The 16874-nt window shown below is 69.6% G+C and carries 17 protein-coding genes; 6 read left to right on the forward strand and 11 right to left on the reverse strand.

Annotated elements, in window-relative coordinates; genetic code table 11:
* Positions 1–6 precede the first annotated feature (6 nt).
* The 5 genes from H2Q94_RS25590 to H2Q94_RS25610 all read right to left on the reverse strand — a co-directional run bounded on the left by H2Q94_RS25590 (position 7) and on the right by H2Q94_RS25610 (position 5300).
* Positions 7–1893 (reverse strand): fumarate reductase/succinate dehydrogenase flavoprotein subunit, encoded by a 1887-nt coding sequence (locus H2Q94_RS25590; RefSeq protein ID WP_243789710.1) that lies wholly within the window; start codon positions 1891–1893, stop codon positions 7–9.
* A 10-nt stretch (positions 1894–1903) separates the two neighbouring features.
* A complete protein-coding gene (locus H2Q94_RS25595; protein ID WP_243789711.1) occupies positions 1904–2728 on the reverse strand; it encodes a hypothetical protein in 825 nt (274 codons plus the stop codon).
* 129 nt (positions 2729–2857) lie between these two features.
* Positions 2858–3139: a hypothetical protein gene (locus tag H2Q94_RS25600; RefSeq protein ID WP_243789712.1), complete on the reverse strand. Its 282-nt coding sequence runs from the start codon at positions 3137–3139 to the stop codon at positions 2858–2860.
* 176 nt (positions 3140–3315) lie between these two features.
* Positions 3316–3465 carry a hypothetical protein gene (locus H2Q94_RS25605; RefSeq protein ID WP_243789713.1) on the reverse strand — a complete coding sequence of 50 codons (150 nt, stop codon included), beginning with the start codon at positions 3463–3465 and terminating at the stop codon, positions 3316–3318.
* Positions 3462–5300, reverse strand: coding sequence for a hypothetical protein (locus H2Q94_RS25610; protein ID WP_243789714.1), 1839 nt, complete (start codon positions 5298–5300; stop codon positions 3462–3464). Before H2Q94_RS25610 ends, H2Q94_RS25605 begins: the two co-directional genes overlap by 4 nt.
* A gap of 94 nt (positions 5301–5394) precedes the next feature.
* On the opposite strand from H2Q94_RS25610, the gene H2Q94_RS25615 reads away from it, so the two are divergent.
* Positions 5395–5760, forward strand: coding sequence for a cupredoxin domain-containing protein (locus H2Q94_RS25615; protein WP_243789715.1), 366 nt, complete (start codon positions 5395–5397; stop codon positions 5758–5760).
* On the forward strand, positions 5757–7049 hold the full coding sequence (locus H2Q94_RS25620) for a hypothetical protein (protein ID WP_243789716.1): 1293 nt from the start codon (positions 5757–5759) through the stop codon (positions 7047–7049). Before H2Q94_RS25615 ends, H2Q94_RS25620 begins: the two co-directional genes overlap by 4 nt.
* Here H2Q94_RS25620 and H2Q94_RS25625 read toward each other — a convergent pair whose 3' ends face one another.
* The 5 genes from H2Q94_RS25625 to H2Q94_RS25645 form a co-directional block, all read right to left on the reverse strand.
* On the reverse strand, positions 7050–7301 hold the full coding sequence (locus H2Q94_RS25625; RefSeq protein WP_243789717.1) for a hypothetical protein: 252 nt from the start codon (positions 7299–7301) through the stop codon (positions 7050–7052).
* 79 nt (positions 7302–7380) lie between these two features.
* Complete coding sequence (locus tag H2Q94_RS25630; RefSeq protein WP_243789718.1) at positions 7381–7554, reverse strand: hypothetical protein; 174 nt, start codon at positions 7552–7554, stop codon at positions 7381–7383.
* An 86-nt stretch (positions 7555–7640) separates the two neighbouring features.
* Positions 7641–9629: a UvrD-helicase domain-containing protein gene (locus H2Q94_RS25635; RefSeq protein ID WP_243789719.1), complete on the reverse strand. Its 1989-nt coding sequence runs from the start codon at positions 9627–9629 to the stop codon at positions 7641–7643.
* A 331-nt stretch (positions 9630–9960) separates the two neighbouring features.
* Positions 9961–11373, reverse strand: a complete 1413-nt coding sequence (gene xylB, locus H2Q94_RS25640) for a xylulokinase (protein ID WP_243789720.1) — start codon at positions 11371–11373, stop codon at positions 9961–9963.
* Between the two features lie 115 nt (positions 11374–11488).
* On the reverse strand, positions 11489–12373 hold the full coding sequence (locus H2Q94_RS25645) for an SAM-dependent methyltransferase (protein WP_243789721.1): 885 nt from the start codon (positions 12371–12373) through the stop codon (positions 11489–11491).
* Positions 12374–12525: 152 nt separating this feature from the next.
* Between H2Q94_RS25645 and H2Q94_RS25650 the strand changes: the two genes are divergently transcribed.
* The 3 genes from H2Q94_RS25650 to rutA all read left to right on the forward strand — a co-directional run bounded on the left by H2Q94_RS25650 (position 12526) and on the right by rutA (position 15097).
* Complete coding sequence (locus tag H2Q94_RS25650) at positions 12526–12993, forward strand: (2Fe-2S)-binding protein (RefSeq protein WP_243789722.1); 468 nt, start codon at positions 12526–12528, stop codon at positions 12991–12993.
* Positions 12990–13799, forward strand: coding sequence for an FAD binding domain-containing protein (locus H2Q94_RS25655; protein ID WP_243789723.1), 810 nt, complete (start codon positions 12990–12992; stop codon positions 13797–13799). Before H2Q94_RS25650 ends, H2Q94_RS25655 begins: the two co-directional genes overlap by 4 nt.
* A gap of 254 nt (positions 13800–14053) precedes the next feature.
* The gene (rutA, locus tag H2Q94_RS25660) at positions 14054–15097 is read left to right on the forward strand and encodes a pyrimidine utilization protein A (RefSeq protein ID WP_243789724.1); all 1044 of its coding nucleotides are present in this window, start codon (positions 14054–14056) and stop codon (positions 15095–15097) included.
* Positions 15098–15320: 223 nt separating this feature from the next.
* On the opposite strand, the gene H2Q94_RS25665 is transcribed toward rutA, so the two are convergent.
* A complete protein-coding gene (locus H2Q94_RS25665) occupies positions 15321–16169 on the reverse strand; it encodes a class I SAM-dependent methyltransferase (protein ID WP_243789725.1) in 849 nt (282 codons plus the stop codon).
* A 47-nt stretch (positions 16170–16216) separates the two neighbouring features.
* Between H2Q94_RS25665 and H2Q94_RS25670 the strand changes: the two genes are divergently transcribed.
* Positions 16217–16798, forward strand: coding sequence for a helix-turn-helix domain-containing protein (locus tag H2Q94_RS25670; RefSeq protein ID WP_243789726.1), 582 nt, complete (start codon positions 16217–16219; stop codon positions 16796–16798).
* The last annotated feature ends 76 nt before the right edge of the window (positions 16799–16874 follow it).

Below are 16874 nucleotides of genomic sequence, written 5' to 3' on the forward strand. Positions count from 1 at the left end.
GCCTCCTCAGCCCGCCGTGGCGGCTAGTTCCTCTTCGGTGAAGTACTTGCGCAGTTCTTCGGCCGCGAACAGCTCCAGCAGGTCCGGGCGCACCGGGAGCTGGCGCTGCTCGTCGACGCGGACGCCGTCCCTGCTCAACGAGCAGGCCAGCAGGGTGCGCCGCCAGGTGGGGGCCATGCCGGGGTGGTCGTCGCGGGTGTGCCCGCCGCGGCTCTCGGTGCGCAGCACCGCCGCTCGCGCCACGCATTCGCTGACCAGCAGCATGTTCCGCAGATCCAGCGCCAGGTGCCAGCCGGGGTTGAACTGCCGGTTGCCCTCGACGACCAGGTTCCGGGACCGGTCCCGGAGTTGTTCCAGGCGCCGCAACGCGTCCTGCATCTGTTCGCCGACGCGGATGATGCCGACCAGGTCGTTCATCACCTGCTGCAGCTCGGAATGCAGGGTGTACGGGTTCTCCGCCCCCGAGTTCACGGCGGCGAACGGCTGTTCCGCCCGCTTCGCCGCATCGTCCACATCGGACTGGCGGATCTCCGGGCGATGCCCGGCGTCCAGGTACTCGGCGGCGCCGATCCCGGCACGCCTGCCGAACACCAGCAGGTCCGACAGCGAGTTCCCGCCCAGCCGGTTCGAGCCGTGCATCCCGCCCGCGACCTCACCGGCCGCGAACAGGCCCGGCACTCCGGAGGCCCCGGAGTCCGGATCGACCTCCACCCCGCCCATCACGTAGTGGCAGGTGGGGCCGACCTCCATCATCTCCCCGGTGATGTCCACATCGGCCAGTTCGCGGAACTGGTGGTGCATCGACGGCAGCCGCCGGGTGATCTCGTCCGGCGTCAGCCGGGACGCGATGTCCAGGAACACGCCGCCGTGCTCGGAGCCGCGCCCCTCCTTGATCTCGCTGTTGATCGCGCGAGCCACCTCGTCGCGCGGCAGCAGCTCCGGTGGCCTGCGGTTGCGCTCCGGATCGGCGTACCAGCGGTCGGCCTCGTCCTCGGTGTCGGCGTAGTTGTCCTTGAACACGTCGGGGATGTAGTCGAACATGAACCGGCGTCCGTTCGCGTCGCGCAGCACTCCCCCGTCGCCGCGCACCGATTCGGTGACGAGGATGCCTTTCACGCTCGGCGGCCACACCATGCCGGTCGGGTGGAACTGCACGAACTCCATGTTGATCAGAGCGGCCCCGGCGCGCAGCGCCAGCGCGTGGCCGTCGCCGGTGTACTCCCACGAGTTCGACGTGACCTTGAAGGACTTGCCGATGCCGCCGGTCGCGAGGATCACGGCGGGAGCCTGGAACCGCACGTACCGCCCGCTCTCGCGCCAATAGGCGAACGCCCCGGCGAGCCGTCCGTCCGGGGCGTCCTTGAGCAGTTCGGTGACGGTGCACTCCTGGAACACCTTCAGCCGCGCCTCGTAATCGCCGTGCTCGGCGAAGTCGGCCTGCTGCAACGAGACGATCTTCTGCTGCAAGGTGCGGATGAGTTCCAGTCCCGTGCGGTCCCCCACGTGCGCGAGCCGCGGGTATTCGTGGCCGCCGAAGTTGCGCTGGCTGATCCGCCCGTCCGCGGTGCGGTCGAACAGCGCCCCGTAGGTCTCCAGCTCCCACACCCGCTGCGGCGCCTCCCGCGCGTGCAGTTCCGCCATCCGCCAGTTGTTCAGGAACTTCCCGCCGCGCATGGTGTCCCGGAAGTGCACCTGCCAGTCGTCGTGCGGGTTGGCGTTGCCCATCGAGGCCGCGATGCCGCCCTCGGCCATCACCGTGTGCGCCTTGCCGAACAACGACTTGCACACCACCGCCGTGCGCAGCCCCCGCTGCCGGGTCTCGATGGCCGCGCGCAGTCCCGCGCCGCCCGCGCCGATCACGATGACGTCGTAGTCGTGCTGCTCGATCTGCATCGAGGGCCTTTCAGTTGAACAGTCGGGGATCGGGGAACGCGCCTGCGGCGATGAGCAGCACGTACAGGTCGACCAGCGCCACCGACAGCAGTGAGGCCCAGGCGAGCTGCATGTGCCGCGCGTTGAGCGCACTGATCTTGGTCCACAGCCAGTAGCGCACGGGATGCTTGGAGAAGTGGTTGATGCGCCCGCCGATGAGATGCCTGCACGAGTGGCACGACGCGGTGTACATCCACAGCAGCACCACGTTCACGACCATCAGCAGCGAGCCGATACCGACGCCGAAACCGCCGTCCGCGCCGTGGAACGCGATCACGGTGTCGTAGGTGAGCACGGCCGCGACCAGCAGCGCGACGTAGAAGAAGTACCGGTGCAGGTTCTGCATCACCAGCGGGAACCGGGTCTCACCGGTGTAGCCGCGGTGCGGTTCGGCGACCGCGCAGGCAGGCGGCGCCGCCCAGAACGAGCGGTAGTAGGCCTTGCGGTAGTAGTAGCAGGTCAGCCGGAATCCGAACACGAACGGAAGCACGATCACCGGGGGCGGCAGGAACGGCCCCATCGCGGGCAGCCACTGCCCCCAGTGGCTCGCCCCCGGTACGCAGGCCTCGCTCAGGCAAGGCGAGAAGAACGGCGCCAGGTAGTGGTATTCGGGCACCCAGTAGTAGCTGTTCATGAACGTGCGGATCAGGCCGTAGATCAGGAACAACCCCAGCCCGACCACGGTGACCAGCGGTCCGAGCCACCACCGGTCGGTGCGCCGGGTGCGCGGGTCGGCGCGGCCGGGCGGATGGGCCGGTTCGGCGTTGGACGGATCGATACCGGGGAGTGCGGACATGGCTGACCTCGTTGTCGGTGTCCGGTTCGGCCTGGGCGCTCGATCGTTCTTGCCGGTAGTGCGCGTGGTGGTCCACTGGTGCCGCTGGGAGTTTCGGCGCCGTCGCCGGAGCCGCCACCCCGGTCGGCCTCAGTGTTGTGGCCGTCCGCCGACTCCTTCGTCGTCGGCGTCGCGCCACAACGAGGGGTCGTAGGGCGTGTCCGGCACCATCACCGTTTCGCCGCCGGTCATTTCCCTGCGCGGGGCGGGCAATGCGGACAGCTCGGCGAGGTCGATCTCGAGCCGTTCCACATCGTTGCTCAGGCGGCGCACGGCCGCAGCGTTTCCGTACCGCGATCGGAGCATGCCGACGCTGTTGCGCAGTTGCCCCAGAACTCGCTGCACATCGGTCAGTTCGGTAGCCGAAGACATGGGCGAACACCTCTCGTACGGGTCGTCGCATCGACGTCTCCGAGAGTGCCCCGAGCTCACAATTGTGACAAGAGCCACACGGTCGACTTCCAGGATTTCCCTCGGCCGAGCCCGAACTTCACCCGGCCCGCAGCGAGTTCGGGCCGGGTTTCGCAACCCGCGGTGACCGGGAAGGCTCAGTCGCCGTCGGTGTCGTCGCGGGAACGGCGGCGGTCCCGGTAGACGATCACGGCGACGACGGCGACGACCGCGAAGGTGGGTACGAAGAACGGCACGGCCGTGATGATCGGGTGGCTGGCCAGGATCTGCGTCTCCGCGACGATCACACCGCCGTCCCTTCCCGCTCCGGAGCGGCGGGCCGCTCCGGCACTCCGGCTCCGGCCCGCCCGATCCGCTGCGCGCCCCAGGCCAACGAGAGCACCAGCGCCAGCGAGCAGGCCAGCACGACGAGCGAACAGGTGACCCACAGCCAGGACGGGATGTCCTGCTTCGTCTCGCGCTGCAGCACCTGCCACTCCGGCTGCGAATCGCGGGTGAACTGCGGGTCGGCGGTGACCGCCGGGACGCCGAGCGCCTCGTCGGCGGGCATGTACACCGGGATGGCGACCATCGCGCGACCGTCGTGGAGCCGGATCATGGTCTTCCAGGTGCCGTGCAGCGGCATCGGCTCATTGGTGCGGTAGGTGTCGGGGCCGATCCGGGTGAGCCGGTCGACGTGCAGGTCACCGCCTTGCCAACCGGTCATGGTGAGCCAGCTGGAGTCCTGCCCGGCGCCGGGCGGGCTCATCCGCACGACGGCCTGTCCGGTGCGGTCCTGCGGTCCGCCGCGCACGTCGGTGAGCGTGACGGTCGCCTGCACGGCCGGCGCGGTGCCGATCAGCGCGTTGGTCACCGCGAGCGCGATCACCACGAGTGCGCCGGTGAACAGCGGCACCGAGACCTTGGGGCGCGGCAGCTCACCGCGCAGCGCTCCCGCCAGCAACGCCCCGAGCACACCGCCCGCGACACCACCTGCGATGGCCATGGCAGCGCCTTCGACGGCCATGTCCGGAGTCCACGGCAGCGGGAAGGCGACCTGCGTCCACGCGTATTCGGCCGCGTACCCGACAGTGCCGATGAGCAGGCCGGACACAACGCCGAGCGCCAGCGCGCGACGAGCGAGCAGCAGCGCGGCCGCTTCGACGCAGAGCGCTTCCACGATGTGCAGCGGGATGGTGGCGAACTGCTCCCCGAGGACGGGTCCGACGAGCACGGCGACGCCGCCGCGCACCAGCACGTAGAACCCGACGACGAACAGCGCCGCGCCGCGACCGGCCCACAACCGGGCGACGACCAGCGCGCAGCCGACGGCCACGGCGATCAGGAACGGTTGGTGCACCATGCGGAACTGCTGCACGCCGAAGTCGAACTCGGCCTGGAACACCGACAGGCCGACGAGCAGTCCGCCGATGGCCATGCCGCGGTGCCCGAACCGGGCCAGGGTTCCCGGTTCGCCCAGGTCGGAGCGGGCGAGCCTGCCTTCGCGTTCGAGCAGCGCGACGGCGACCAGGGACAGTCCGGCGCCGCCGATGAGCATCAGGTGCGTCGGCCCCCACAGCGTCACGTCCTGGCCGAAGATGCGGTGCCACACGTCGTCGAGCGGGAAGCCGAGCAGCGCGTAGAACCCGGCTCCGGCGAGCAGCACGCCGCTGACCGGGGCGTGCCAGTCGCGGGTGATGCGCACGGCCGCGCCGCCGACGGGTTCGTCCTTGGGCAGCACCACGGCGAGCATGCCCGCCGCGAACAGCCCGAACAGCCCGATGAGGATGGGGTAGTGCGCGATGTTGGCCAGCGGGCCTTCGTCGCGGCCCTGGGTGATGTGCAGCGAGATGTCCCAGTACATGCCGAGCAGTGCCGTGATCAGCGAGAGCATCGCGACGATCTGCGGGAGCGCGACCCAGCCGGGCAGTCCGCGCGGCAGCACCCGCTGGGAGAGCACGGCCGCCTTGGCGAGCAGCCGGGTGCGGCCGGTGCGGTGCGCGTATCCGAGCAGCAGCAGCACCAAGGTGAGCACGGTGGCGCCGCCGGAGGCGATGAAGATCTGGTCGAGCGCGGCACCTCCCGCGGGCCGCGCCTCTTGCGTCAGCAGCACCCGGGGCCACTCCACAGCGGTCTGGTTCATGCCGGTCATGGAACACCAGAAGCTGGACAATGTCATCCCCTGATGTGACATTAGTTGTTGTAAACGTTCGGGGTGACCACGGAGGACCACTGCGATGACAACGACGGCGCGGCTCATCGGATGCGCACTGACCGCCTCGGCCCTGCTGCTCACGGCCTGCGGTGCTCCCCCTCCTGAACCCGCCGCATCGGACGCGCCTCCGGTGGTGGTCGACGCGGAGGTCGCGGACGGCCAGGTCCGCACCGGCACCGAGCGGGTGGCGGTGCCGCTCGGCGGCCACGTGCGCTATCAGGTGCGCAGCGACCAGCGCGACGAGCTGCACGTCCACGGCTACGACGAGTCGGCGCCGCTGAACCCCGGCCAGGTCGCCGCGGTCGAGTTCACCGCCGACAAACCCGGCGTGTTCGAGGCGGAGCTGCACGAATCCGGGCTGTCGCTGCCCAGCCTGGAAGTGCGGTGAGCACCGAGTTCCTCGCCCACGGGCTCGGCGGGCGCACCGACCTGCCGCTCAACGGCGCGGCCGCCGTCGTCGGCGGGGCGCTGGCGGTCGCGGTGTCGTTCGCCGCGCTGCTCGCGCTGTGGTCGAAGCCCTGGCTGAACCCGGAATCCGGCCGCCCCGTCCGGCTCGCCGCGGTGGAGTCCCCTCGGCTGCGCGGTGCCGCCCGGATCGTCGTGCTGCTGCTCGCGGTCTTCGTGGTGGCCGTCGGCTTGTTCGGCCCGGCGGAGACGAACGCGAACCTGGCCCCGTGGGTGCTGTTCGTGACGTTCTGGGTCGGGTTGATCCCGGCGAGCGTGCTGCTGGGTCCGGTGTGGCGGGCGGTGAATCCGCTGCGCACCGTGCTGCGCGCGCTGCGGCTGGGGCGCGATCCGAAACCGATGCCCGCGTGGCTCGGCTACCGGGTGGCGACGGCGTGGCTGCTGGGTTTCGTGTGGCTGGAGCTGGTCGCGCCGAACCGCGCCGATCCGCGGCTGGTCGCCGTGCTGATCGTGAGCTACGCGCTGCTGAACCTGGCCGCCGCCGCCCGCTACGGCCCGGCGTGGTTCGAGCGGGGCGACGGCTTTGAGGTGTACTCGACGCTGCTGGCTCGCTTCGCGCCGCTGGGCAGGCGGTCGGACGGGACGTTGATCCTGCGCAACCCGCTGGCCGGGCTGGTGCGGGCGGATCCGGTGCCGGGTCTGGCCGGGTTGGCGTGCGTGCTGATCGGGTCGACAGCGTTCGACGGGCTCACCCGGACCAGCTGGTGGCAGGCGCTGCTGAACGCGACGGGCCTGCCGGACGTGCTGGCGGCGACCTGCGGATTAATGGTGTCGATCGCGGGGATCTCGGTGCTGTACTTCGGTTCGATGCGGCTGAGCGCGATCGTCTCGGGCAGCTCCGAGCCGTTGCCCGCCCGGTTCGCGGCGACACTGCTGCCGATCGCCGTGGGCTACGGCGTGGCGCACTACTTCTCGTTCTTCGTGATCGAGGGGCAGCAGCCGTTCATCCTGGCCGGTGATCCGTTCGGCACCGGGCTGGACCTGTTCGGGTCCGGCGGGAACGTGCCGGACTACTCGGTGCTCTCCCCCGGTGCGGTGGCGATGGTGCAGATCAACGCGATCGTGCTGGGCCACCTCGCGAGCACCGCCGCGGCCCACGACCAGGCACTGCGGCTGTTCGAGGCGCGGCAGGCCCGCCTCGGTCAGCTGCCGGTGGTGCTGGCGATGGTGCTGCTGACCGGAACGGGATTGTTGCTGTTGCTGTCGGGGTGATCAGGCCCCGCCGCCACCGCCACCGCCGCCGTCGCCGCCACCACCGCTGCCACCGCCGTCGAAGCCGCCGCTGACGTTGCCTCCGTCGAAGCCACCGCCGTGCACGGAATGGCCGTACGTGGAGTGGTGAGCGCCGCCGGCCCCGATGAACGGGGCTGCGGTGTGGCCCCCACGACGTGCGGGGCGTCGGCGTCGGACGGCGAAGGCGATCACCGCTGCGACGAGCACAAAAAGCCCCACTGCTGAGATCATGACGATCAACCCCCATCGTCTCGGGCTCAGTGCCGCCCGCGGGAGCCCGTTTCCCGATGCGCGCGGGCGTCTCCGAAAGTTACCAGTCCGAAGGTTCCCGAACGATCGTTTCGCCCTCGATCTTCGCCGTCGGGGCGATGTCGAAGCCACCGTTGATCGACGTCGCGGAGTTCGTACCACCGCGCATCGCCCGGGTGCGGTGGCGCGACGGGATCGTCGAGATCAGCGCGATCACGATCAGCACCGCGAACAACGGCCACGACGATCAACCTCCACCGTCTCCGGATCTCACCACCAGAGCCCGGCACCCGATGATCGCGAGTGCACCACCAAGCCAACTCACCCGGCAGCGTTGTCGTTCTCCTCTTCCCGCAACGGAAATCCGATCCACAGCACATCCCTGGCCCTGGTCAACGCGACCAGCTGCATCCGCTCGTCCCGCTCCCGCGCCTCCCGAAACCGCTCCTGTTCGCCCCGCTCCAGGGGTAGTTCCGGCACGAACACCACGCGGAACTCCAGCCCCTTGGCCCGGAACACGCTTCCCACCTTGACCGTCCCGTCCCGCTCCCCCAAGTGGTCGTCCAGGTCGCGCACGCCGAACCCCTGTCCTCGCAACGCCTTGTGCCAGCGACTGGATTCACCCTTGTCGAAGGTGAGCACGGCGACGTCGTCCGGTTCCACATCACCGAACCTGCGCAGCGCCGCCAGCAAAGCGTCCGCCTGCTGCTCCTTCGGCCCCTTCCACGGGATCACCTCGCCTCCGCGCAGCGTGGCCACGGCCTCGCGCAACGAGAATCCCGCGGCACCGTCGAGGTCGTCGACCTGGTTCGAGGCGTCGAACCGCTTGGCCCACTCCAGGATCCGGGAGGCGTTGCGGTAGTTGTTGCGCAGCACTTCACCACGCCCGCTGATGACGAGTCCCGCATCGGAGAGGCGCCAGCCGCCGGGATAGATCTGCTGCTGCCCGTCGCCGACCAGCAACAGCCGATTCCGGCCTTCACCGGCCATGCTGCCCAGCAGCCGGAGTCCGACGAGGGTGATGTCCTGCACCTCATCCACGACGACCCCGGCCAGCGGCGGGTCCAGCGGTGCCCGCTGAAGTTCGTCGTAGGCGGCGATGAGCAGATCGTTGAAGTCGTGCACTCCTTTGTCCGCGAGCAACCGCTCGTAGGTCTGGTAGAGCCGCCACACCAGCTCCCGATCGGAGCCGCGTTCCACTCGCAATCCGCGTCCCGTTCGCCGCACGTCCTGGTAGTCGGCGAGTTCGGTGATGCCACGTCCCTTGATGACCCGATCGATCTCGTCGCGCCAGTAGAGGTAACCGGAGTGCAGCTCTTCGAGCCTGCTGCGCTTGCCGACCTGCGACCACGCATGGGAGAACGCGTTGTCGCACGCTTTCGTGTCCACGATGATGTTCTGGCCGCGGTCCCGCAGCAACCGTCTCGCCCAGCGGTGCACAGTGCTGAACTCGGCGCGATCGCCGACCTCCGGCGCGAGCCGCTCGAACGAACGCTGTGCGATCGGCGGCAGGTTGCGGGAATAGGTCGTGAACAACAGCGGTCCGACGCTGTTCCTAGCCAAGCGCACCATCCGGTGCAGCGCGACCACGGACTTGCCGGTACCCGCTGGGCCGCTGATCCGCGCGGGTCCGTTGTAGTCCCGTCGCACCATCGCGGATTGGGAGTCGTCGAGGAAGGTCAGCCAGGACTCGAACGGGCCTTCCAGCGCCTTGTCGAACCGATCCCGAGCGAGGTCGGCGAGGTCGAACAGTTCGGCGCCGGGCTCGGTTTCCGGCGCCGACTCCTGCGACGGCACGAGCTCGGTGAAGTCCGCGTCGCCGGTGGTCAGGTGCGCGATCAGGGACTCCGCGTCCCGTTTGGTCAGTCGCCGATCGCCGCGTTCCAGCACTTGCCCCAGCGTTGCCTCCGACACCGTGAGGTGGTGCCCTCGGGACTGCTTGGAGGGTTCCTGTCCCAGCGGCAGAACCACCACCGGACGCACCACGGCCTCGCTGACCACGCCTGCAGGCAAGCGGGCTCCGAGGAAGAGCTCTCCGGCCTTGCGCAGCATCCTGGCCGCTTCACCGAGTTCCGGTTCGCTGTCGCGGACGGCCACGGCCAGCACGCCCTGCGGGCCGATCAGCAGCACGTCCGCCCGCCCGGGCGGGGTGGCCGGGAACGCGGTGTGCGCGAAGGTTCGCCAGCCACGGCCGGATACCACCAGGAACTGGGTGAGCACCTGCCGCTTCCAGCCCGGCAGTTCGGGGAAGCGAGCGACGGTGCGTTCCGCGGCGCGGCGCAGTCGTTCCGCGCGATGATCGGTGCCCATGCTCGCGAACCTCCGCGTTCTCCTACGAACGAACCCGACTCAAGATCGAACGTAGCGGCGCGGGGCCGACCAGGTCAGCGACCGAACGAACGGACCACCCGATCGCCGGAGCAGGCACTGCTCCGCACAGGGGACGAATCCGCTTTCACCTGCCACAGCGGCATATTCCGCTGCCATGTCCCCCCGGCCAGAAGATGGGTGAACGTTCACTTCGCCCGATCCCGCCGGTTCAAAGGAGACATTCACCTGGTGGCACCAGACCCAACGGCCTCCGTTGACCGGTCTGATCGGGCGAAGGCGGCGTTCACCTCATGGCCGACCGAGAGTGCCGTCAGAAGCCGTGGATCTGTTCGCGGGCGGTGCGGTAGGCGTGGCGGACCGCTTCGCCCTGGTAGACGTTCGCCGCCGGGCACGCCTCCGAGCGCAGCTCCCAGTCCGGCGGAGCGACCGAGCCGGAAACCGCCCACGCCGCCTGTTTCGCGGCGCCGAGCGCGACGTACTCGGTGGTTTCCGGGATCTCCACCGGCACCCCGAACAGCGAGGGAGCGACCGCGCGCACCGCGGCGGATTCGCTCGCACCACCGATCAGCAGCACCCGGCGGACGTCCACGCCGACCCGGCGCAGCGCCTCCACTCCGTCGGCGAGGCCGCACAGCATGCCCTCGACCGCGGCCCGCGCCAAGTTCTCCGGCGTCATGTTGGTGCCGCGCAGGCCGGTGAGCGTTCCGGTGGCGTCCGGCAGGTCCGGGGTCCGCTCCCCCTCCAGGTAAGGCAGCAGCGTGAGCCCGCCCGCACCGGCCGTCGCGTCCAGCGCGAGCCGGTCCAGTCCGGCGAGGTCGGTGCCGAGCATGGTCGCGGTACCGCTGAGCACCCTGGCCGCGTTGAGCGTGCACACCAGTGGCAGGTACCGGCCGGTGGCGTCGCAGAATCCCGCGACGAGCCCCGTTTCGTCGGCGCACGGCCGGTCGGCGACGGCGAACGCGGTGCCCGAGGTTCCCAGCGACACGACCACATCGCCCGGCCCCGCGCCGATTCCCAGCGCCCCGGCCATGTTGTCGCCGGTGCCCGCGCCGAGCAGCGCGCCGTCCAGCGGAGCGAAACCGGACACGCGCCCGGCGGATTCGGCAGGCCCCAGCACGTCCGGGAGCCGCGGCCTGCGGCCGCCCATCGCCTTGCCGAGCAGGTCCGGCAGCCAGTTCCCGGTGGTGGGCGCGTAATAGCCGGTGCCGGAGGCGTCGCCGCGATCGGTGCAGGCACGTTCGGGACGGCCGGCGAACAACCAGGTCAGCCAGTCGTGCGGCAGCAGCACCCGGTCGACGCGGTCGGCGTGGTGCGGTTCGTGCTCCGCGAGCCACGCCAGTTTGGTGAGGGTGAAACTCGCGACCGGCACCAGTCCGGTGCGTTCGGCGAGCGTCGCGGCGCCGTGCTCCTCGATCAGCGCGCGGGCCTGCGGCGCGGAACGGGTGTCGTTCCACAGCAACGCGTCCCGCACCGGGTTCCCCGCGTCGTCCAGCGCGACCATGCCGTGCTGCTGGCCCGCGACGGACACCGCTTCGATCTTGCCGGGCGTGTCGGCGGCGGCCTGCTCAACGGCCCGCTGCGCCGCCGTCCACCACGCCCACGGGTCCACTTCGGTGCCCGCCGGATGATGCGCTTTCCCGTCGGACACGACCCGGCCGGTTTCCGCGTCGGCGACCACGGCTTTGGTGGACTGGGTCGAACTGTCGATGCCGAGAACGAACACGGGTCAGCCTCTCACCTCTGCGCTGCGGTGCTACGAGGAAATCCTGCCAGATCCCCGAAACCGGCCGAAGAAGTCCGCAGCGACTCCTCGCCCGCGTTCGCGCGAGAAGCGCCGGTCAGAATTTGCGGCCGACCCCGCACAGCGTCAGGTCCTGCGCGGAGAGGCGCGAACGCAGTCGCGGACCGTCCGGCCACCAGTCCACGGGCCGGGTCAGGCCGGGGGCGACGAGACCGGTCCCGTCGAACAGCGCGGCGATCTCGTCGCGGTCCCGGAACCAACCGGTACCGAGTTCGGCGAGCATCAGCTTCTCCAGCCGCACGGCCGTTTCAGCGTGCGCGGGCTCCTCCGGGCGGTGCAGGTGGCTCACCGCCACGTACGAACCGGGGGCCAGCGCGTCCACGTACTCGGCCATCGCGCGGTGCGGGTTCGTCCCGTCGGAAACGTGTTGCAACGTCGCGGCCTGCAGCAGCGCGACCGGCCGGGAGAAATCGATGTTGCGGGAGATGACGGGCATCGCCAGCAGCTCCGCGGAGCGCGTCAGGTCGGCGAACGCGACGTGCGTGTGGTCGTTGTCCGCGAGCAGCGCCTGAGCGTGCGAGAGCACCATCGGATCGTGGTCCACGTACACGACGACCGAGTCCGGATTGGCCCATTGCGCCACTTGGTGCGTGTTCTCCGCGGCGGGCAGACCGGAACCGATGTCCAGGAACTGGTCGATGCCGACGGTTCCCGCCAGGTAGCGCACCACCCGCATCAGCCATGCCCGGTGATCCAGGGTGGCGGTGGCCAGACCCGGCGACAGTTCCACGGCGGCGTCGACGACTGCGCGATCCACCGCGTAGTTGTCCTTGCCGCCCTGCAGGGCGTCGAAGCAACGCGCCACGCTGGGACTTCTGGTGTTCAGCCGGCGCATGTCCAGCGGCCCGGTCGCGGAGTCCGACGCCTCATCTGCGAACGACCGGCTTCGGCGGACGGGAGCGACACCGGGGCGACCGGACATCGAACACCTCGCAGCGGTTATGACACTTGCACTGTCATAACCAGTATAGGCATGCGCCACAGCCGTTCCGGGGCATGACCAACGGACGAAAAGTTGATCGAATCTGACAACTTCCCGGTACGCTTCGGCCAGTCTTCGCGAGGGAGCACAGGTTGCGCGTCACGATCACCGTCAACGACACCGAGCAACGGCACGAAGTCGAGGATCGCACCTTGCTCGTGCACTTCCTGCGGGAGAACTGCGGCTTGACCGGCACGAACACCGGCTGCGACACCACTTCGTGCGGCGCGTGCACCGTGCTGTTCGACGGCGAGTCCGTGAAGTCCTGCACCGTGCTGGCCGCGCAGGCCGACGGGCACGCGGTGACCACCATCGAAGGGCTCTCCGCCGACGAGGAGCTGCACCCGGTGCAGCGGGCCTTCCAGGAGCGCCACGGCCTGCAATGCGGGTTCTGCACACCCGGCATGGTGCTGGCCTCGGTGTCGCTGCTGCAGGAGAACCCCTCACCGACCGAGCGCGAGGTGCGCGACGGCCTGGAAGGCAACCTGTGCCGCTGCACCGGTTACCAGAACATCGTCGATTCGGTGCTCACGGCATCGCGCGAGGAGGCCGCCCGGTGATTCCCGCCGCGTTCACCTATCGCCGCGCGGAGTCCGTGGACGAAGCGCTGCGGCTGCTCGCCGAGCACGGCGACGACGCGAAACTGCTGGCCGGCGGGCACTCACTGCTGCCGCTGATGAAACTGCGCCTCGCGGTGCCCGAGCTGCTCGTCGACGTGGCCGGGCTGCGGGAGCTCGCGTTCATCGACGACGCGGACTCCGCGGTGCGGATCGGCGCGCTGACCCGGCATCACGACTTGGCGAATTCGGCGCTGCTGACGCGCGAAGTGCCGTTGCTGGCGCACGCGGCGGGCACCATCGGTGATCCGCAGGTGCGACACCGCGGCACCCTCGGCGGTTCGCTGGCGCACGGCGACGCGGCGGCGGACCTGCCCGCGGTGGCGTTGGCGCTGGACGCGGTGCTGGTGCTGCGCGGACCCGACGGGACCCGGGAGGTACCCGCCGGGGAGTTCTTCGTGGACTTCTTCGAGACGGCGCTGGAACCGGGCGAGATCCTCACCGAGATCCGGGTGCCGAAGCAGACCGCCGGGTGGGACTTCCAGAAGTTCACCCGCCGCGCCATCGACTGGGCCGTCGTCGGTGCCGCCGTCGCGGGTGACGCGGTGGCGCTGGTGAACATGGGCGCGACGCCACTGCGAGCCACGGCCGTCGAGTCCGCACTGGCCGCCGGGGCGTCACCCGCCGAGGCCGCGGAGCACGCGGCCGACGACACCTCCCCCGCCGACGAACCCACCGCCTCCGCCGACTACCGCCGCCACCTCGCCCGGGTCCTCGTCCGCCGCGCCTTGGAGAACTCGCGGGCCTGATGCCGAGCGGACTCGGATGAACGGCGCTCGCGGAGCAGTCCGCCGCGCGGTTCGAACTCGGTGCGGCAGTTCTTCGAAGCAATACTTCGAGGCAATAGGAAACGGCCAGTGCTCGTTCGAACGGACGGGCTGAGCCGGGAGACTTTCGCGCAAGTTCCCCCGATGGCGGGTTCCGGCCCGGACGGGTCCCCGCGATCATCGTCGGCGACCAGGCCGTGATCATCATCGGCCGCGTCCGCGACGAGGGGCTTCACATGGATTTCGGCGTGTTCATCCCGATCGGCAACAACGGCTGGCTGATCTCGGAGAACGCCCCGCAGTACAAACCGTCGTTCGAGCTGAACAAGCGGGTCGTGCTGGAAGCGGAGCGCCAAGGGTTCGGCTTCGCCCTCTCGATGATCAAACTTCGGGGATTCGGCGGTAAGACCGAGTTCTGGGACCACAACCTGGAATCGTTCACCCTGATGGCCGGGTTGGCCGCCGTCACCGAACGGATCAAGCTGTACGCGTCGACGGCGGTGCTCACCCTGCCGCCCGCGCTGGTCGCGCGGATGGCGACGACCATCGATTCCATCGCGCCCGGCCGGTTCGGCATCAACATCGTCTCCGGCTGGTCGAAGAACGAGTACGACCAGATGGGCCTGTGGCCCGGTGACGACTACTTCGCCCACCGCTACGACTACTCCACCGAATACGTGCGAGTGCTGCGGGACCTCTGGACCACCGGCACGTGCACGATGGACGGTGAGTACTTCCAGATGGACGACTGCCGCCTCGAACCACGCCCCACCGGCCACGTCGACGTGGTCTGCGCCGGGCAGTCCGACCGGGGCATGCGGCTCGTCGCGGAACTCGGCGACCACAACTTCATCCTCAACCCCGGCATCAACGAACCGCTGACCTACGTCGAACCCGCCCGGCGGCTCGCGGCGGCGGCGGAACGGACCGGACGCGACGTCGGCACGATGCCACTGTTCATGCTGATCATGGCCGACACCAATGAGCAGGCCTGGGCGAAGTGGCGTTCCTACCACGAGGGGGCCGATGTCGAAGCGCTCGGCTACATGTCGGGCGAAGGCGCCAGGGACGATGCCGGCACCACGGTGCGCACCATCAACCTGCCCGACGGTGCGGTGAACCTGAACATGGCCACGCTCGTCGGCTCGCACGAGACGATCGCCCGCCACCTCGATCAAGCCGCCGCGATCCCCGGCGTGACCGGGATGATGTTCACCTTCGACGACTTCGAACAGGGCGTCCACGACTTCGGCGAGAAAGTCCGCCCGCTGCTCGGCTGAACCCGGCCATCGGCGGCAGCAAACCCCTGCACGCGGCACACCCCGCCCTGCCGCAGAGCGGATCGGAGTGAACGGACCGTTCGTCCAACCGGATCGGGCAAACGGTCCGCTCACTCAGAACAGGCACCCAGACCGAGCCGACGCGAGCGGAGTGAACGGACCGTTCGTCCAACGGGATCGGACGAACGGTCCGCTCACTCCACACCGCTCCAGCCGACCGTGCTCACGGGCGCCTGGCGACCAAGAAGGTTCGTTCGGTTCGGACCGTGAGGTCGTCGCGGTGCTCGAGTCCGCCGGGACCGTCGGCGAGCAGGGTGTCGAGCGCCGCCACGTCGTCGGTGTCGAGCCGAGCAGCCAGGAACGGCCGCATGCGGCTCAGCGCCGCCTCGGCGTAGCGGGCGGTTCCGGCGGGGAGCGGTGCGGTCAGGTGGATGTCGGACGTCCGCTGCGCCGCCACGGTGAAACCGGCTTCGGTCAGCAGTTCTCCCCAGTCCGCGCTGATGTGCGGGAGGAGTTCGGCGCGCATCTGGGCCAGCAGTTCGTGACAGCGCGCTTCGAGTCCGGAACGACCGAAGCCGAGATCGTCGGGCAGGAAGCGCGGGAAGCCTTCGAGCTCCGCCACCGCCAGCAGGCCACCCGGCCGCACCGCGGCGAACACTTCGGACAGGACGCGAGCGGGATCGGACAGGTGGTGCATCGACGCCGAGGCCCACACCAGGTCAACGGGGTCATCGAGCTGTGGGAACGATTCGTCGAGGTCCGCCTGCACGGTGCCGATCCTGTCGCCCACGCCTCGCTCGGCGGCTTTCGCGGCGAGGTGTTCCAGCATCGGAGCGGAGGCGTCCACGGCGGTCGCCGTCGCCTGCTCGAAGCGGTCCAGCAGAGCGAAGGTGCCGGTACCGGAGCCGCTGCCGAGGTCGAGGATGCGCCGGACGGGCGGTTCGGCCAGGTCCCGCAGCGTGGCGATGATCTCGGACAGGTGTTCGTGGAGCACTTCGGCGTCGAGGTCGAGCATCGCGATCTGCGTGGACTCGTCGGCTTCGGTGGAGTGCTGGTGTTCGTGGTGTGCCATACCCCCAAACTAGCCAGATCTTGCTCCAACGGCATACTATTTTGCGAATGACGCAAGAAGGAGATTTGGACGGTCTTGTCCGACAGCGGCTCAAGAGCCTGCGGACGGCACGCGGACTATCGCTCGACGAGCTGGCGACGCGCTGCTACCTGAGCACGTCCACGCTCAGCCGCATCGAGACCGGGCATCGGCGCATCAGCCTCGACCAGCTCGCGCCGCTCGCCCGTGCCCTCGGTACGACTCTCGACCAGCTCGTAGAGTCCGCGACCGACGAGGACGTCGTGATCCGGCCGGTGCACGACGAACATCGGGGCGCCACTTCCTGGCTGCTCAGCAAGGATTCCGGCCCGCACGGCATGACCGTCGCCAAGATGCGGCTCACCAAGCCCGCACCGGCGCCGGACTCCGGGAAACTCGGCGTGCACCCCGGCGTCGACTGGTTCACGGTGCTGTCCGGCACGGTGATGCTGGTGCTCGGCGAGCGCACCATCCTCGTCGAAACCGGCCAGGCCGCCCAGTTCTCCACGATGACTCCGCACGCCTTCGGCGCCCACGGCGGCCCGGCGGAGATCCTCACCATCCTCGACCACGACGGCCAGCGCACCCACCTCACCGGCAGCACCGGGTGAATGGCCAATTCGACCGGTAGGACCGGGCGAAGGCGACATCGACCTCACCCGCAGGACCGGTGGAGATGCCCATTTG

It is taken from the genome of Saccharopolyspora gloriosae (assembly GCF_022828475.1).
GTDB classification, from domain to species: domain Bacteria; phylum Actinomycetota; class Actinomycetes; order Mycobacteriales; family Pseudonocardiaceae; genus Saccharopolyspora_C; species Saccharopolyspora_C gloriosae_A.

What these genes read in the sequence shown, in the direction of transcription:
- H2Q94_RS25615 (WP_243789715.1), top strand. Translation starts at nt 5,395, where the DNA reads ATGACAACGACGGCGCGGCTCATCGGATGCGCACTGACCGCCTCGGCC.
- H2Q94_RS25625 (WP_243789717.1), bottom strand. Translation starts at nt 7,301, where the DNA reads ATGATCTCAGCAGTGGGGCTTTTTGTGCTCGTCGCAGCGGTGATCGCC.
- H2Q94_RS25595 (WP_243789711.1), bottom strand. Translation starts at nt 2,728, where the DNA reads ATGTCCGCACTCCCCGGTATCGATCCGTCCAACGCCGAACCGGCCCAT.
- rutA (WP_243789724.1), top strand. Translation starts at nt 14,054, where the DNA reads ATGGATTTCGGCGTGTTCATCCCGATCGGCAACAACGGCTGGCTGATC.
- H2Q94_RS25600 (WP_243789712.1), bottom strand. Translation starts at nt 3,139, where the DNA reads ATGTCTTCGGCTACCGAACTGACCGATGTGCAGCGAGTTCTGGGGCAA.
- H2Q94_RS25610 (WP_243789714.1), bottom strand. Translation starts at nt 5,300, where the DNA reads ATGAACCAGACCGCTGTGGAGTGGCCCCGGGTGCTGCTGACGCAAGAG.
- H2Q94_RS25665 (WP_243789725.1), bottom strand. Translation starts at nt 16,169, where the DNA reads ATGGCACACCACGAACACCAGCACTCCACCGAAGCCGACGAGTCCACG.
- H2Q94_RS25590 (WP_243789710.1), bottom strand. Translation starts at nt 1,893, where the DNA reads ATGCAGATCGAGCAGCACGACTACGACGTCATCGTGATCGGCGCGGGC.
- H2Q94_RS25635 (WP_243789719.1), bottom strand. Translation starts at nt 9,629, where the DNA reads ATGGGCACCGATCATCGCGCGGAACGACTGCGCCGCGCCGCGGAACGC.
- H2Q94_RS25670 (WP_243789726.1), top strand. Translation starts at nt 16,217, where the DNA reads ATGACGCAAGAAGGAGATTTGGACGGTCTTGTCCGACAGCGGCTCAAG.
- H2Q94_RS25645 (WP_243789721.1), bottom strand. Translation starts at nt 12,373, where the DNA reads ATGTCCGGTCGCCCCGGTGTCGCTCCCGTCCGCCGAAGCCGGTCGTTC.